Source organism: Paenibacillus tundrae (assembly GCF_036884255.1).
In the GTDB taxonomy this organism is placed as follows: Bacteria; Bacillota; Bacilli; order Paenibacillales; family Paenibacillaceae; genus Paenibacillus.
The window spans coordinates 6087409-6104815 of sequence record NZ_CP145605.1 but is presented as its reverse complement, the minus strand read 5'-3'; the positions used below and the strand labels follow the sequence as shown (position 1 = coordinate 6104815).

Sequence of the window (17407 nt, the reverse complement as noted above, 5' to 3'; positions counted from 1 at the left end):
GAAAACGGAGAGGACAGAAATAACATGGAGAAGCGTAGCGTTCGCCTGAAAGCTTTCTGAAAGAAAGCTACATCGGAAGCATACGCTATCCCCGGATTTTCCCTTTGGAAAAGGGAATCAAAAAAATCTGGGGGTAAACAGCGATCGGAAAGTTATTCTGTCATCGGAGTGGCACGTGTAAATATTCTTTTTTTCAATATATAACTAATCTATGATGGACTGGTGGAACTGTAAATTATGCGGTAGATCTAAGGGTGAATAGCGCTCTCTTCAGGTAGGAAGGTTTACGTACACACAAGTTTTGGGACATAATAGAGTGAACGTTGGTCTAGAATGGGCCGAATGTAATCAACATCAATGAGACAACCAGGGGAAGGATGAAAGCTAGCATGACGAATCAACTTAATGTGTACTTTAACCATGACGGCGGTGTGGATGACCTCGTATCGCTGTTCATGCTTCTGCAGATGGACAATGTGAATGTAACCGGGGTATCTGTTATTCCGGCAGATGGATATCTGGAGCCGGCAACGGACGCCAGCCGCAAAATCATCGACCGTTTCGGAACATATTCCGTAGACGTGTCCAAGTCGAATTCAAGAGGGAAAAACCCATTCCCGGCAGCATGGAGATTGCACTCCTTCTATGTAGATGCACTTCCAGTATTGAACGAGTCTGGCAAAATGGAAGCTCCATTATCCACTCTTCCTGCACATAAGCACTTGATTGAGAAGGTTCGCAATACAGAAGGCAAAACATTGCTTCTGTTCACTGGACCGTTGACTGATCTTGCACGTGCGCTGGATGAAGCACCAGATATCGAAGAGAAAATCGACAAACTAGTGTGGATGGGCGGTACGTTTGAAAAGGGTAACGTCGAGGAACCAGAACATGACGGTACAGCAGAATGGAACGTATTCTGGGACCCAGAGGCGGCATATCGTGTATGGGAAAGCGGCATTCAGATTGATCTGGTTGCACTCGAAAGCACGAACAAAGTGCCTCTCACTCCAGCAGTTCGTAACCGCTGGGCGGCAGAGCGTCGCTTCGAGGGTGTGGACTTCTTGGGTAACTGTTATGCAGGTTGTCCTCCACTCGTGTATAGTGAAACGAACTCCACTTATTATCTGTGGGATGTACTGACAACAGCTTCCGTAGGTCGCGAAGATATCGTGAAGAAGAAAACGGTGAATTGCATCGTGATCCCGGATGGGCCAAGCCAAGGTCGTACCGTAGAACAGGCAGATGGACGTCCGGTACAATTGGTGTACGATACGGATCCAGAAGCATTCTTTACGTATATGACGGATCTCGGCAAAAAAGCTGCTCCGCAGCGTTATTAATTCAAGCAGCCGATAGGCTAGTCTCCAGCTAATAAATATAATAAGCCGCTCAGCAGAGAGGAAGGAATTCCTTTCTCTGCTGAGCGGCTTATTTCGCATTGGGGGCACAGCGCCCAATGCATTGCTTGTTGTCCCGCTCTATATTTTAAAGCGGGCAATCAGTCCGTTCAGTTCACTGGACAACACACGCAGACTCTCGGCAGACGCGCTGATCTCACCCATCGATTGCAATTGGCCGCCAGTTGCGGCAGACACCTCTTGAATGCTGGATGAGGATTCACGCGAGATGTGCTCCATATTTTCGACGGAAGCTGAGATTTCTTCTGCACTGGCAGATAGCTGTTCTGAAGCTGCGGACACCTCATGTAAACGCTCGTTGATCGTATCAATTCCCGAGTGAATTGAGGTGAACGAACGTCCCGCTTCCTGAACAACGACGAGTCCTGACTGGACTTCGGTTGTACTTGCGCTCATATGGTCAGATAAGACTTGAGTTTGGCGCGTAATTTCAGCAATTAGCTCTGACACATGCAGGGAAGACTGTTCAGATTCGGTGGCGAGCTTACGCACTTCGGAAGCCACCACGGCGAATCCATTGCCTTGTTCCCCGGCACGAGCAGCTTCAATGCTGGCATTGAGGGCAAGCAAACTGGTCTGGGACGCAATTCCCTTCATCAGATGAGCTACAGATTCAATCTTGCTGGAGTATTGCTCCAACTGTAAGGTGGATACGGACATTTGCGTATTGGCCTGATGAATTTTGTCCATTCGATCAATCGCAGTGTTAATGTTTGCTTGCCCTTGTACCGCATTATGGGTTGTTTCCTGAGATACACCCGCAACGAGCGACGCGGAGTGAGCGATATGCTGCATGCTACGTGTGATTTCCTCCATGGCAATGGTAACTTCACCTGCCCGGGCAACCTGTTCAGCGGCTCCCTGAGCCGTATGGTCTGTGTGCTTCGCGATCCGCTGGCTGGCTTCGACCGTTGCTCTAGAGTGAACAGACACACCTTCGGCGGCTTTGAGCAAGGAATCCGAGCTTTGGCGAATACCAGCCATCACATTGCGGGTATCGGTGACGAGATGTTTGAACTCGGTAGCAAGTTGACCGACCTCATCCTTACGTCCTAGCTCTACATCGACCGTTAGATCGCCTTTTCCTACTTGGGCGATGATCTTCTTAAGTCTGACGAGAGGGCGTGTCAGGTAAAGAGCGAATCCATATACAAGTAGTACGCTGAGCAAGACAATGACAAGTGCTGTCCAGATCATCGTCATGCGATTACGTGTCATCAGCTCATAGACAGCCGTGGAGTCTAGGTCTGCACCTACAATGCCGAGTACTTCCCCGTTGGTACCGTGAATCGGTACATAGGCAGTAATGGTTGCCCCATACTCGTCTTGGGTGAGCTCTCCATGTACAGACTCGTTATTAGCAAAAGCCTGAAGCATACCTTCATAATGAGTATCCTCTGCTGATCCGTAGGGCGAAAAATCATCCTCCGACACGTCGGCAGCCGCACCGTCGACCACGTAATAATACGTGGCTGTTCCATTCTCTTCTCGTTTACCAAGAGTGTACAGATATTTCAATCCATTGGCTTCACGCAGCTGGCTAAGCTGTTCGCGCAGGGTTCCGTAATAGGCAGTTTCATTCTGTCCCGTACTGAGTGGTGCATATTGAGTCACGTCTATGGATTGTGCCGCTCGTTCGGCAACCGCCTGAGCCTGCATTCCCATGGATTGTTCAACAAGTTCAGCAGATGAACGGTACATCGTCACACCAAGCACGGCTCCAGCCGCTAGCATGAGGCATGAAAAAAACAAAAAGATACGCATAAACAAACTGTTCATTAGTTGTATTACTCCCCCTTTTTAGCGGTAAACGGTTGTAGCTATCGATCGATATTGAACACGACCTTCTAGATATGGGTCAGACGTGCATTGTGCTGGGTTGAACATGGATAAAACGAATATGTATGTGTATTGCTGTATTCAACGTGCTGGCTTCATGTGCGTGTTCAAAAAAGGTAGGTGCCATGAAGTAGCCGTCCACCTTCAAATATCGGCATTTCAGGGATAAAGAATTAGCCCCCGAATGCAGTTCATCCGGGAGCTTGTTTACTCTGATTAGATTGAAGCTATATTATGTTACATCGTTCCCCCGCCTTGGCGAATTGAAGCTGGGATCTTCTCTGGCCCTTGATTAATGTACTTTTGAATAAAAGCACCTACCTTCGCATCGTTAAACGTGGCGAGTTTCATCGTCTTCGTCCAGGCAGTCACAACGACCTCGCTACCTTCGGGAATGTCCTTGTTAGGAACGGCAAGGATCCCTGCGCCTGCTTCACGGAACTTGGTTAGGTATTTCAGGTGATCTTTGAGCTGATCAGTCGCATCTTCACGATAATAAATAATGATATCCCCATGCTCCAGATTGTGTACCAGATAGGGATAGCCAGGGAAGTCGGTATAGAACCCAAACTTGATATCATGTGGATTATGTGGCCCTGAGGTGGGAATGGTCATCTCATAGTTAATTGGTTCTTCTGTATGGCTAGCTCCATAATACGGGTCGTCCGTCACATCAATGGTGGCATTGGCGTTCAGATCAGCAATATTGTATTTGGTGAATGCGCCCTGCATGAAGTAGAGAGCGATCACAACGATGGATACTCCGAGCATAGCGTGTGCTGTGGTTCGGATAACTCGACTTTTCTTTTTCACGATGGCTCTTTCATCCTTCTTCATATGGGCAACAATTGAGCCTTGCGTGCGTGAAGCCCAGACGTAGGCGATGATAGACAACAACAGAATGACTGCACCGATGATGAGCCACAGATAGGATGTGCCCGCCTCGTGATTCATCTGCATGTGATCCATATGTGGATCCATAAATATCCTCTTCTTTCTTCGTTAAAATAAAATCATCACTCATCACACTACATTATGTAGTGTTAATGGCGTTACACACTCTATTTCCGATCAGTACACTAGGATGTACCGCAGATTAGATGAGAAAACGAAAGACGAATGGGTATCTTCCTTAGATATCCAATACGTAAATAAAACCATATCTAATTTACACTACACATTATAGTGTAAGCATGTGGATCGTGCAATCTTTGTGCGAGATACACGACATTTTTTTCAAATTGAAATCAAGTTTCAAGTTTAACATAGGCTCTGTTCCACACTATAGTTGCTCTATAGTTATAACAAAAAGGCTCCCATTGCCTAAGCAAGAGAACCTTTCGGAATGTCATATTGATGATCGATTACCTCGAGACGACTACAACCGCCAGAATGAAGAGTAGAACAAGCTCAAGATGCTAAGCAATGTCTCGATGAGCAAACGATATACGACGTAGACTAGCACGATGTTAGCGATGAGCACCGTATAAATACTGTCGATCACGGCTTTGGAACGGTTCAATGGATATTGGAACACAACTGCATTCATGCCTACGAGCACAATAATATAAGCAATCGCGACAAAATACATCGAGAAGGAGAGAGAGATAATCGTAAATACGTTCGCCAGAACGAGCGCAGCCACCGCAGGAACCAATAATGCTCCGTACTGGGCTACTAGAATTTTGGGATGGAACGTAAGTTTCTCTACTTTCAAAATGATATACATTAAAGCTACCGCAATAATTAGCATGATGGCTGTAAGCAATAGTGGTCTTACGAATCCACTTACGAATATGCCTGGAATATCCATAGAGCTAAAAGAAATCAAGAAGTATGTAGAAGATAAAACTGCAATTAAAGCCATGGTTAACCATCCATTTAACGAATGCTGTTCACCAACGGTTTTCATAGCTTGGTAAGGACGGACAAGAACGCTAAGGAAATAAGATGCATATTGTTTACTTACTTCTTTGGCTTGCTGAACTTTCTCATTTTGCATCATATTGTTCCATTGATTGTTCTGTTGATCACCAGACGCCTGATTTTCGGTAGCCTGCGCCTGTTCTTGCGGTTGCCGAATTGGAATGGGTGCTGATGTGTTCGAGCTGGAATCCTGAGGTGCATGATTAGGAGAGTCTTGTTTACTCGACCAATGCGTATATTCGGACTCCGATGCAGCAGCAGATTCTTGACTCGGTGCAGAGCTAGCAGGGGAAGAAGTCGAAGCAACCTCGGTCAGGTTCGATCCGCACCTCTCGCAAAAGCTAGCATTTTCATTTTCATGATTACATACTGGGCATTTCATGATATAAGCCTCCATTTCATTTATTTAGACATTTTGTCTTATTTTAAGGGTTAATGTGGAAGTTTGTCCATGACTTCCATTGAATTCTACAAGGGATTTGTGAAAATGAAGTTTGTATTTATGATCATATTTAGCTTTGACTCCGTTTATGTCCGTCGTAAGTATGATGGTTCTTTCTGTAGTGAATGTAATGGATAGAAAACGTAGTCTGCGGGCATACTTTTACCACCTTCAATTCATTGTTAAGCCACGTTAAGTACAGATATAAATACGTTTCAATTCATGTAATGTTCGCTTTTATGAGATATTTGTAGGTGAAGTTCATCTTTTGGGTTGCTCAATACAGAACATTTATGTATAATCAGACGTGTTAATACGTTTAATGTACGGTAGTAAATGATGTAGGTGAGTTCATGGAACTGCTGGACAGTAATGAGAGCAAGAAGAAGATGTGCCAATACTATAATGAAATTTCGAAGGAACTGTTCGGCTTCGGGACAACTCTCCTGAGAGTGACCGTAGATCAGAATATTGTTACCTTCTTCGCGAAGCACCGACGTTCGCCGCGCTCTGACGCCCTGGAAGGGGAGGCCCCCGGCTTGAAGCTGGAAGTGGACTTCCGCATGTCTGTCTTATATAAGAAGAAATTCAGGGAGAAGTTAGAGCAACACATGGGTTTGCCAATTGAAGCTGTTTTAAGGGATTATGATGCGTCCACGCAGTGGGCCATTACCAATGTGATTTTGGAGCAAGCCTAGATGGATTAGTGGGATTCTCCTGTTGATGCATTCAATTATTGCGTCTGAGATTCATATGGATTCTGACAATTTCATACGATGGCGTCTGTCTTTGGATTGATTCTGAAGCAGAAACCGATGATGTACCGGCTACGGGTGTCGCTTTCCTTTGTTTACGAAGAAAAGTGTTCTTGTTCACACAAGAATGCTTTTCTTTTTGTTTTTTTAAGTTGAATTAGCCCTGTCATAACAAATTATTTTCTCCGAAAATCAGAATGACCTTACGATCGCTGTTATCCCCAGATTTCTTTTATTCCCTTATATAAGGGAGAAATCTTGTGATAAAGGCGAACACTTCGTTTCTCCAGGTTCTTTCTGTTTTCTACGTAATATTTGTTATCAAGCTAGTTCAACTTAATGGTTGAGTTGTTATATCACACATATCAGGGGGATTAGGATCATGATGAAAAAATGGATTAGTGGTTTGGCGACAGTAGCGATGACTTCGGTATTACTTGCAGGTTGTGGCAGCAGCACGGATGATGCAACAGGCGGATCAGGCAATGGGGGAACAGCTCCAACGAAACTGGTTATCTCAACATGGGGTTTCTCGGAGGATTTCTTCAATCAAGAAGTATTTGGTCCATTTGAAAAAGAACATAATGTAGATATCGTGCTGGAAGTGGGCAACAATGCTGAGCGCTTGAACAAAATCCGTCAGGGTACATCCAGCGTAGATGTGATCTATCTGTCTGACTACTATGCACAGCAAGGCATTGACGAAGGCCTGTTTGAGAAAATCGACCGCTCCAAAATTCCGAACATCAATGATATCTATGAGATTGCCCAAGCTCCACTTGGTGAAGAATACGGCCCTGCTTACACCGTTGGACAATTGGGGATTGCGTACAACCCAGACATGGTTGCCAAAGAAGTTACTTCTTGGAGTGATCTGTGGGATCCCGCTTTTGAAAATAACCTAACGATTCCGAACATTACAGCAACCGCTGGCCCAATGGTACTCGATGCAGCATCCCGTGTTGCAGGTAATGATACGTTTAATGAAGATGCTGCATTTACGAAGCTGAAAGAGCTTAGTGGGAATGTCGTGAAATTCTACACGCAAACTTCGGAGTATGTGAATATGTTCTCCCAAGAAGAGATTGCAGGCGGACCGATCATGGAGATGTACTTCAAAGATTTGAAAGCAGCTGTACCTAATGCGAAGTTTGTAACACCTAGCGAGGGTGCTTATGCCGTTATGAATACAATCAACGTAGTTAAAGGCAGCAAAAACAAAGAACTGGCAGAAGAATTCATCAACTGGCAGCTCAGTCAGGACGTTCAAGCGAAATCAGCTAAAGCTAAAGTGGATTCTCCAGTAAACACAAAAGTAGAACTGAATGCTGAAGAAGCTGAAGGTGTGACTTACGGTGCAGACGTGGTTGAGAAGCTGAACAAGCTGGATATGGAGTTTGTAAACCAACAAGCTAAAGGCTGGACAGATCGTTGGAATCGTGAGATTGCTCAATAAAACAAACGTAACGACAAGGAGTGGAGCATAGATGAGTAAAGCGTCTAATCCCATCATCTTGGATGTAGATACAGGTATTGATGATGCGCTGGCGATTCTACTGGCTGTCAAAAGCCGGAAGCTAGATATTCTCGGCATTACAACCGTCTGCGGCAATGTATCTCTAGCGCAGGCAACGGAGAATACGTGCAAAATACTGGAGCTGGCAGGTGCACCTGCCATTCCGGTGATTGCTGGGGCAGCGGGTCCGCTGACTCGGAAATCTCATTATGAGCATCGCGTGCATGGACAGGATGGATTGGGCGGTGCGCTGCCTGATCCGGCAGTGTCCAAGCAGGCAGACCCAGGATTCGGCCCGGACTTTATCGTGGAGCAGGCTAAATTATACCCTGGTGAACTCACCCTGATTATGACGGCACCACTCACGAATTTGGCGCTAGCGCTTATGAAATGTCCGGAGCTGCCTTCTTTATTGAAGGAAGTCATCTTCATGGGTGGCGTTGTACGGGGTCATGGAAATGTGACACCAGTAGCGGAGTACAATACGTACGCCGATCCAGAGGCTGCACGCATCGTTGTGCAGGCAGGAATTGAGAAGCTTACACAGGTCGGACTGGATGTGACACGCCAGACGTTGCTGAATGAAGAAGCTATTGCACGGTTAACTGATCCCGAGCTGCGCGATTATGTGGCACAGAGCACAGCAATTTATATCAAACGGTACGAAGAAATGAACGGTGTACGAGCATGTGCGCTGCATGATCCATTGGCTGTTGGCGTAGCACTCGCTCCGGAACTGGTTGGACGCAAGTCGTATTACGTGGATGTCGAAACCGCAAGCCGTCTGTGCGACGGTCAGATGGTGTGCGATTTCCAAAACCGTTTAGGACAACAGCCCAACACCCTCGTCTGCGAAACGGTAGATGCGGAAAGCTTCCTTGAACTGTTTATCAACGCATTAAATTCGTAAATATGATCTTCACGGCATTGCTGTTTATTCGAAAATATTTCCTTACGTATTCGCTGGTAGTGGAGGAGACGAAATCGATTCTGAAGAAGCGAAGCGCTCGCCTAAAAGCTTTCTGTAAGAAAGCTACTTCGGAAGCATACGCTATCCCCGGATTATACCCTTTAACAAAACATCAAAATAAATCTGGGGATAACAGCGATCGGAAGAACGATTCGTATCCGGAACGACTGGTGCGACAAACGTAGAACGTTATTTACGAAATGTACACCAATGAAACGTGGGAATATAACCATTTTAAAAGTCAGGAGTAGAACGATGAAAAAATCAGTAATCTACTGGCTATTGCTGCCGGGATTCATATTTTTGGCGGCATTCATGATCATTCCGATTGTCCTGACGATCGGGTCGACCTTTTTTCAGGAAAACTCCTTCACGTTTGAAGGATACATGCATTTTTTCAGAGACCCTTACTTTTTGAAAATATTGCTTACCACCCTGCAGGTCAGTGTGGTCACCACGATTGTCTGCGTGGTGCTCGGATTCCCGACAGCTTATTATATTTCACGGAAAGCGCCGCGCCGCAAAGGCATTTTGCTGGCACTAGCGATCTTCCCACTCTTGACGAGCCCAGTTGTGCGCTCGTTCAGTTGGATGATTATCCTTGGACGCAAAGGGCTGATCAACAACGCACTCGTTGGCCTAGGAATCGTGGACAAGCCGCTGGATATTTTGTACACGCCAGCAGCGATGATGATTGGTCTGACACATCTGTTCTTGCCGCTCATGATTATTTCCCTGGTCGGCGTACTAGAGAACATTGATGGTGATCTGCTCAAAGCAGCACAAAGCCTGGGTGCATCCCGCTTCACTGCATTTCGCCGAGTTGTCTTCCCACTGGCTGTGCCAGGGCTTGTCATCGGAGCCGTGCTTGTATTTGTCGGCAGTCTGACAGCATATACAACGCCTGCCCTCCTTGGAGGCAAACAGCGGGTAATTGCCACGTTCCTGTATCAGAACGCCATGACTCTCAACGACTGGTATCTGGCCTCAGTTGTTGCCGCGATTATGATTGTGATTACATTTGTCGTGGTCGGTGTCATGAACAAAATGGCCAAAACTTTAAATCCGAAGGGGTAGACATATGCGGGAGAAACATATCGGGCTGGGCCTGTTCAGTCTGCTGGTCTTTATCTTTCTGCTGGGCCCGCTTCTGATCATATCGGTCACTTCGTTTGAACCGGGAACGGTACTCAAATTCCCACCGGAGGGATTCTCCTTCCGCTGGTACGAAAATATTTTTAACACAGGCGGTTTCCTCCGCACATTCCAGACGTCCATCATTATCTCCCTGCTGGGGAACTTGCTGGCACTGGTGCTAGGGATTCCGGCTGCGTATGCACTCAGTCGTTACGATTTCAAAGGCAAATCATTGCTGAATGCCGTATTCCTATCGCCGGTATTGATTCCGGGAATCGTACTTGGTTTCACGTTAATGAAATATCTGATTGTGATCTATCACCTTCCAATGTATTTGGGATTGTTGATTGGACACACGATTATTATGCTTCCGTTTATCATTCGCGTTATTGCTTCAAGTCTGTCGAGCTTTGATTTTGCAGTGGAGGAAGCGGCACTTAGTCTGGGTGCGGGACGTTTAAGAACGTTCTTTCAGGTGGTGCTGCCTAACATTCGCTCCGGTATTCTCGCGGCGGTGCTGATTGCCTTCCTGGAGTCGTTCAACAACGTGGATATTTCCGTGTTCATGACTGGCCCGGGTGTAAGTACATTGCCGATTCAGATGCTGACGTACGTGGAGAATTATTTTGACCCAACGATTGCAGCCATTTCCGTGCTGCTGATGGTACTGACAGGACTCTTAATGTTCGTGATCGAACGGATCATGGGCGGATTTTCATACTTTACTAAACGTTAATTGGAGGCGCAGAACGCTATGGCATTGCTGACACTAGACCACGTATCCGTGGCATACGATAAGCAGACAATCCTGAAGGATTTTCAGTTGGAGCTGGAAAAAGGTAAGCTGCTCTCCCTGCTCGGACCGAGCGGTTGCGGCAAAACAACTACGCTGCGCCTCATCGCCGGATTCCTGGAAGCATCACAGGGCAAGTTTATGTTCGGCGGCAAGGATTACACGAAGGTTCCGGTGAACAAGCGGAACTTCGGATTTGTATTTCAGAGTTATGCGCTGTTCCCGCATCTGTCTGTCTATGACAATGTGGCCTTCGGCCTGCGGATGCGCAAAGTGAAGGACAAGGATATCTCCTCACGTGTGATGCGCATCCTTGAAGTGGTTAACTTGATTGGATTCGAGAAACGTTATCCAACAGAGCTGTCCGGTGGACAGCGTCAACGTGTGGCGATTGCCCGCGCACTGGTAATTGAGCCGGATCTGCTTCTATTTGATGAACCCCTCAGTAATCTGGATGCGAACTTACGACTCAACATGCGGGTCGAGATTCGCCGGATTCAGCAGGAGCTTGGCATCACTACGCTCTATGTGTCTCATGATCAGGAGGAGTGTTTCTCGATTTCCGATCAGGTAGCGATCATGAACAAAGGCGTGGTCGAGCAGCTTGACCGCCCAGAGACGATTTTTAAATATCCGGCAACGGAGTTTGTAGCACGATTTATCGGATTCCATAACTTTATTGAGTTTGCAGATCGCACGGATGCAGGGGATATGATTACATTGCATGCCGGAGGCCGTACGTTTAATGCTACCGCACATCCGGGTACAGCTCGTATCGGTGCTCGCAAAGGGGCGATTCGCCCAGATGATCTGATCGTGAGTGGAGACACATCCGCGGATCTTGCAAATGCTTTGCCAGGCATCGTGAAGGTAAGTACGTACCTCGGTCGTAGTTATCAGTATGTCATTGAGACGGAACTTGGCGACTTCACAGCTAACCAAGAGATGGAGACGCCTTATCTTAGCGGACAGCGAGTGAGTCTTATTTTCCCACAGGATAAACTTGTGCTTGTGGAGTAGTCATTGAATGTGGTTTGACAGCAACAGGAAGTGAAGCAGCAAAGAAGGCATGTTAGCGGTGAATCCGGTTAGGGCAAGGTGCATCGTAGTGCGGTACCGCACATAAAAGTGCAGTGCAGCATGTTGCAGGTGGACTGCTCATCCGGATCACACTGAGATGCTTGTGAAGAAGGAGATTATGCCGATGCGTGCAGATCAACTAATTGTGAATGTAAATGTGTATAACAGTTATTATAAAAGATTCGAAGCTAATAACGTCGCTGTATTGGACGGCCGATTCCTATATATTGGTTCAGGTGGCTCGGAGCTCATTCATGCCGATGAAGTCATCGATGCACGTGGTCGTTATATGATCCCAGGGTTGATTGATATTCATCTGCACATTGAGAGTACGATGGTGACGCCGGCTACATTTTCACACGGACTGATCCGCTCTGGGGTGACTTCCATTGTACCTGAGCCACATGAGATGGCTAATGTGTTCGGTCTGGAAGGTGTGCAGGAGATGATGGCGGCAAGTCGGGAGACGTTGGTGGACATGTTCTATGCGATTCCAAGCTCGGTGCCTGCGACTCCAATGGAAACGACAGGTGGTTCCATCGAGATCGAAGATATGGATACATTATTGGCAACCGGAGAGATCATCTGTCTGGGTGAGATTATGAACTATGTGGACGTCATTCGCGACCCGGACTGCAAAACGAATCAGATTCTTCGCCACATTCGGAAGAACTACCCCGAGCTTGTCATTGAGGGGCATACACCGAAGCTACTAGGTCTGGATCTGCACCAACTGATCTATGCTGGGGTTGATTCGGATCATACACATCAGAGTATTGAGGGATTACAGGCTCGTATTGCTGCGGGCATGTTTATTGAAATCCAGGAGAAATCCATGACACCGGAAGTGATGGAGTATCTCATTCAGCATGATGTGAAGGAGCATTTCTGTTTCGTGACAGATGATGTTATGCCTGACAGCCTGGTGGAGCGAGGACATCTGGATCATCTTGTACGTAAAGCGATTGGTATGGGAATGCGCCCAGAAGATGCGATTTACGCGGCGACATCCACTCCTGCAGCTCGGATGAAAATGACGGATCGTGGCAGTATCGCACCAGGTAAGGTAGCAGACTATGTCCTATTGTCCGACCTTGAAATGTTGCGTATTGATCAGGTCTACAAAAAAGGTCGTAAGGCTTACGATGATTACGAACCGTATGCACAAGAACGGATCATTGGGCAGTTCCCAGATCATTTCTATCATAGTGTGCAATTGCAGCCGCTTGGTGAAGAGGATTTTGCAATTCGTTTATCCGATCCCAAAGTTAGTGGTTCAGGAGCAGGTACGGATAGTGTTCTAGATGCGATTCAGGCAGAAGACACACCGAAGGCGAATGAAGACCATGCGGGTGAATCCTCGTACCCATGCCGGGTGATGATGGTGAAGGACGGCTCAACCTTTGTGGAAGAACATATTGCTCAGATACAGGTAGTGGGAGATGAGCTCTTGTGGGAAGAGAGTGAATATGGGCAGATTGCCACCTTTGAGCGTTATGGGGTGAACGGTAATCATGCACATGGTCTGATTGGTGGAGATACGATTAAACGCGGTGCCATCGCGACAACGTACTCCCACGACAATCACAATCTTCTCGTCGTTGGACGTAACCGCCGAGATATGATTATAGCAGCTAACAAGGTTATTTCGAGCCAAGGAGGATTCTGCGTTGTTGAGGATGGCAAGGTGCTCAGTCATCTGGAGCTTCCGGTAGGTGGTATTCTGACCGAGGAACCGCTGGCTGTTGTATCCCATCAAGTGAAGGAATTGCGGGCTGCGATGTTGTCGCTCGGTTACGTGCATTATAATCCGATTATGTCGATTAGCACCCATTCCCTTGCCGTGAGTCCAGCGCTCAAAATTACCGATCACGGGCTGATTGATGTGAATGCAGGTAAGGTTGTACCATTGATTGTACAATAGCGATTGTTCGAAAATCCGTTTCTAAATATAAAAAGCCCAGTGAATCATCAGCATCGACTATGAAATTCATTTGAGGTTCAATAACTGGGTTCTGAGGAATATACAAAAGGTAAGTGCATGGTAGAGAAAATACCGTGTACTTACCTTTTTTTGACGATCCTGTATGATAGGATGATAATTATAGTTCGGATGCAGAACTCTGGGCGGTTCTCATTTTCTTGAGCTTTATCACATAGTATACTGATCTTACGGCGCTACCTGTCATAGGTATTGCAATGAGTACATAGTTGAATGTTGAAGCAGAAGGGAAATTATAAAAAGCATAGACCATCACTGCCGCGGCAAAGAGCAGAAGGCTACAGTTTAGAATCAGATGGTACACAATACGTTTATATTCAGTCGGGTAAGAGAAAAATTTCATGAATATACCTCCTTGTAGGGTTCCTTGGAGTCGTTAAATAAGGTATTCATAGAAACTTAATTATAACATTCAACGGAGTGCATTCCACATTATTCTAATATGTTAATGAATTCGTTCGCTGTTCTGTAGCCTTTATTATAGAAGGAAAATTGTTTCATACGTTTATCTCAATTATATAGAGACGAGAGAGGGAGTCTTAAACATGATGCCACCTAATCCGAATGCTAAGAAGGCTATATTTTTCGATGTAGATGATACGTTATATGATCATCTGCAACCACTGCGCGGGGCTCTTCAGGATATTCTTGGCCTACCGGACGATTTTCCTTACAGCGAGGTATATCATCGTTTCCGCTACTATAGTGATTGGTTATCGGAGCAGGAGGGGTTGTCCGCTGTACCGGAGCCGGCAGCTATGGAACGGATGCGTCGTCGCCGGTTCGAGCTGACCTTAGAAGAGTTCGGTGTGTCACTACAAGCAGGACAAGCAGAAGCATTGCAGCAGCAATATCTAAGTTGCCAGTTTCGGATATTACCTTTTGAAGGCGCGTACGATCTGATTCGGAAACTGTCAGCCGAGGGGCATGTTGTTGGCTTGATCACGAACGGCCCTGGAGCACACCAACGTACCAAGCTAGAAGCATTGGATGTATTCGGATTGATTCCAGAGGAGAGAATCTTCATCTCAGGCACCATTGGTTACGCCAAACCAGATCGGCGACTATTCGAACATGTCAACGAGCTAACAGGTACATTGGCTTCTAACAGCTACTACATTGGAGATTCATGGCGTAATGATGTCGTAGGTGCAGTAGATGCTGGATGGAGCGTTATCTGGTTCAATCATCGTGAAGCCATGCCTGAATCGGATCACCAACCACATCATGTTGCTTATTCGTATGAGGACATCAAACGAGCCCTTTTGTCTGAGATTTCATAGTGCGTATTATGGTACCTTATGTATAGATATCAGCTACTGAGGTTAAAAATGAATTGAATGATATACAGCAGTCCAATCGTTAACATACGATGGGCTGCTTTTTTAATGCTAAATAGATGAAGTTCCCTTCATAGAATCTTCATTTCATAACATAGCCGAAAGCCTAGCCAAGTGAGCAAGCTAGTGTTATAATTAAAACAAGATTTAGATTAAGTCTAAATTAAAGAAGTGACAACGACAACATAAGCAACTCAATATTCACTACCATTAACTTAAAATAATGAATTCGAGAGGGGATTAATTCCATGAGCACAATGCAAACTAAAACCAACCCATTTGTAACTGAAACAACTGAACTTCACGAGTTACTTAACCGTCAGATCGCAGGCTGGTCTGTACTGTACACGAAATTACATCATTTCCACTGGTATGTTCAAGGGCCACACTTCTTCACATTACACGCCAAATTCGAAGAACTGTACAACTTGGCTACAGCTCATATGGATGAAGCAGCAGAGCGTTTGTTGACCATCGGTGGACGTCCGGTTGCGACGATGTCGGAGCAACTACGCTTGTCTCCTATTGAAGAAACACAAGGGCAATTCACTGCAGAACGTATGGTTGAAGCTGTTGTTGCGGATCTACGCCTGATGTTGAACGTGATTAACGAAGGTATCCAAGCAGCGAGTGCAGCAGATGACAAAGCAACCGAAGATATGCTGATTGGTTTCACGGCCGGACTGGATAAAGAGGTATGGATGCTGAATGCTTTTCTGGGTAAATAATGGTTCCTTGAAGTCGTGATCCCTACAACCAAAACCCTACAGCGTAATCCTAACTTGCCTCCAATAAACTGCTAATCGGTGCAAGGTTATCCTATAGCCTGACAGCGATGTGTAGAGTCCGTGAACAAAGTGTCTGTTCGCTTACAAATTGAATTTGCTTACCGTATAATGAGGGCATTCAAGATGGATGGAATGGTGGAATGAACGATGCGGACAGACCTGGGAGAACTGAAGGAAGAAGCAGAACACTTTATATATAGATGTTACGATGAGCTGGGTTATTCGCGTGAAGATGCGGAGGCCCGGCTTATTGCTGTCCAACATGAAATCGAGGAAAAGGGCACATATACGCACACTTTAGAAGAACTGGAACAAGGGTGCAAAATGGCATGGCGTAATAGCAATCGATGTATAGGACGATTATTCTGGGATAGCTTGCGTGTTATTGATGCTCGTCATGCAGATACAGTCGCAACAGCTGCCGATGCCGTGCTACATCATATTCGGGTGGCTTCCAATGGCGGTAAGATTATACCTACGATCACAATTCTTCCTCCAGCTGGACCACAAGGAGCACCTGTACGTATCTGGAATCATCAGTTGATTCGTTATGCAGGGTATGAAACTGCCGAAGGTATTGTGGGTGATCCCGCCTCACTGGAGCTAACGCGTGCCGCAATGGAGCTTGGATGGCAGGGAGCTGGGACGGCGTATGATGTGCTCCCCATCATTATGCAGGCTCAGGGTGGACAACCAGAATGGTATCCGGTACCTGAAGAGGATATCGTAGAAGTCACGATTGAGCATCCAGAACGTCCTGAAATCGCTGAGCTTGGTATGCGTTGGTACGGTGTACCGATGATTGCTGACATGCGGCTGGAGATTGGGGGAATATCCTATCCGGCTGCACCATTTAACGGCTGGTATATGGGAACGGAGATCGGTGCGCGTAACTTAGCAGATACGTTCCGATACAACAAACTACCTGTGGTGGCGAAGGCACTAGGCCTGAGCACGAACAGTGAAACGACCCTGTGGAAAGATCGGGCACTCGTTGAACTGAATGTTGCTGTGTTACATTCGTTTAAGAAAGCTGGCGTAAGCATCGTGGATCACCACACAGCGGCCACACAGTTTGCTTTATTTGAGCAACGGGAAGAAAAGGCTGGGCGAGAGTTGACGGGGGATTGGGTGTGGCTCATACCGCCAGTATCTCCCGCGACATCGCATATTTTCCATAGCTCGTACCGCAATGAGATTTTGAAACCGAACTTTTTCCATCAAGATCCAGTGATAAATCTAGCTGGAGCGAACTCTGAGAATGCATCTGAGACTGCATTAGACAATCAGGATAGAGCTGCTGCATCGGCTGGGGAAGAGCAGCTACCATCAGATCATTCCCCGAAGTGCCCGTTTGCCCATTAATATGGTGCGAGCGGGTTCTTTTTTTAAAGGATT

General features: G+C 46.4%; 15 protein-coding genes. 11 read left to right on the top strand and 4 right to left on the bottom strand.

Annotated features, from left to right (window positions below):
• The first annotated feature begins 389 nt into the window (after positions 1 to 389).
• Complete coding sequence (locus V6W81_RS27300) at positions 390 to 1343, top strand: nucleoside hydrolase (protein ID WP_056701889.1); 954 nt, start codon at positions 390 to 392, stop codon at positions 1341 to 1343.
• A gap of 138 nt (positions 1344 to 1481) precedes the next feature.
• Here V6W81_RS27300 and V6W81_RS27295 read toward each other — a convergent pair whose 3' ends face one another.
• The 3 genes from V6W81_RS27295 to V6W81_RS27285 form a co-directional block, all read right to left on the bottom strand.
• The gene (locus V6W81_RS27295; RefSeq protein WP_338540962.1) at positions 1482 to 3200 is read right to left on the bottom strand and encodes a methyl-accepting chemotaxis protein; all 1719 of its coding nucleotides are present in this window, start codon (positions 3198 to 3200) and stop codon (positions 1482 to 1484) included.
• 297 nt (positions 3201 to 3497) lie between these two features.
• Positions 3498 to 4241 carry a DUF3105 domain-containing protein gene (locus V6W81_RS27290; RefSeq protein WP_338540961.1) on the bottom strand — a complete coding sequence of 248 codons (744 nt, stop codon included), beginning with the start codon at positions 4239 to 4241 and terminating at the stop codon, positions 3498 to 3500.
• A gap of 397 nt (positions 4242 to 4638) precedes the next feature.
• The gene (locus V6W81_RS27285) at positions 4639 to 5568 is read right to left on the bottom strand and encodes a zinc ribbon domain-containing protein (RefSeq protein ID WP_145044588.1); all 930 of its coding nucleotides are present in this window, start codon (positions 5566 to 5568) and stop codon (positions 4639 to 4641) included.
• Between the two features lie 413 nt (positions 5569 to 5981).
• On the opposite strand from V6W81_RS27285, the gene V6W81_RS27280 reads away from it, so the two are divergent.
• The 7 genes from V6W81_RS27280 (at position 5982) to V6W81_RS27250 (ending at position 13803) form a co-directional block, all read left to right on the top strand.
• A complete protein-coding gene (locus V6W81_RS27280; RefSeq protein ID WP_056701897.1) occupies positions 5982 to 6326 on the top strand; it encodes a Na-translocating system protein MpsC family protein in 345 nt (114 codons plus the stop codon).
• A 442-nt stretch (positions 6327 to 6768) separates the two neighbouring features.
• On the top strand, positions 6769 to 7839 hold the full coding sequence (locus V6W81_RS27275; RefSeq protein ID WP_145045168.1) for an ABC transporter substrate-binding protein: 1071 nt from the start codon (positions 6769 to 6771) through the stop codon (positions 7837 to 7839).
• Positions 7840 to 7870: 31 nt separating this feature from the next.
• Entirely contained in the window at positions 7871 to 8809 is a 939-nt protein-coding gene (locus tag V6W81_RS27270; protein ID WP_338540960.1) for a nucleoside hydrolase, read from the top strand.
• A gap of 315 nt (positions 8810 to 9124) precedes the next feature.
• Positions 9125 to 9946, top strand: a complete 822-nt coding sequence (locus V6W81_RS27265) for an ABC transporter permease (RefSeq protein ID WP_056701902.1) — start codon at positions 9125 to 9127, stop codon at positions 9944 to 9946.
• A gap of 4 nt (positions 9947 to 9950) precedes the next feature.
• On the top strand, positions 9951 to 10742 hold the full coding sequence (locus tag V6W81_RS27260; protein WP_056701904.1) for an ABC transporter permease: 792 nt from the start codon (positions 9951 to 9953) through the stop codon (positions 10740 to 10742).
• A gap of 18 nt (positions 10743 to 10760) precedes the next feature.
• Positions 10761 to 11819 (top strand): ABC transporter ATP-binding protein, encoded by a 1059-nt coding sequence (locus V6W81_RS27255; protein ID WP_338540959.1) that lies wholly within the window; start codon positions 10761 to 10763, stop codon positions 11817 to 11819.
• Between the two features lie 184 nt (positions 11820 to 12003).
• Positions 12004 to 13803 (top strand): adenine deaminase C-terminal domain-containing protein, encoded by a 1800-nt coding sequence (locus V6W81_RS27250; RefSeq protein ID WP_338540958.1) that lies wholly within the window; start codon positions 12004 to 12006, stop codon positions 13801 to 13803.
• Positions 13804 to 13981: 178 nt separating this feature from the next.
• Here the strand turns inward: V6W81_RS27250 and V6W81_RS27245 are convergent, their stop codons facing one another.
• On the bottom strand, positions 13982 to 14224 hold the full coding sequence (locus V6W81_RS27245) for a hypothetical protein (RefSeq protein ID WP_338540957.1): 243 nt from the start codon (positions 14222 to 14224) through the stop codon (positions 13982 to 13984).
• 202 nt (positions 14225 to 14426) lie between these two features.
• Here V6W81_RS27245 and V6W81_RS27240 point away from each other — a divergent pair, with 202 nt between their 5' ends.
• The 3 genes from V6W81_RS27240 to V6W81_RS27230 all read left to right on the top strand — a co-directional run bounded on the left by V6W81_RS27240 (position 14427) and on the right by V6W81_RS27230 (position 17374).
• Complete coding sequence (locus tag V6W81_RS27240) at positions 14427 to 15164, top strand: HAD family hydrolase (RefSeq protein WP_338540956.1); 738 nt, start codon at positions 14427 to 14429, stop codon at positions 15162 to 15164.
• Between the two features lie 305 nt (positions 15165 to 15469).
• On the top strand, positions 15470 to 15949 hold the full coding sequence (locus V6W81_RS27235; RefSeq protein ID WP_338540955.1) for a Dps family protein: 480 nt from the start codon (positions 15470 to 15472) through the stop codon (positions 15947 to 15949).
• 207 nt (positions 15950 to 16156) lie between these two features.
• A complete protein-coding gene (locus V6W81_RS27230; RefSeq protein WP_338540954.1) occupies positions 16157 to 17374 on the top strand; it encodes a nitric oxide synthase oxygenase in 1218 nt (405 codons plus the stop codon).
• The last annotated feature ends 33 nt before the right edge of the window (positions 17375 to 17407 follow it).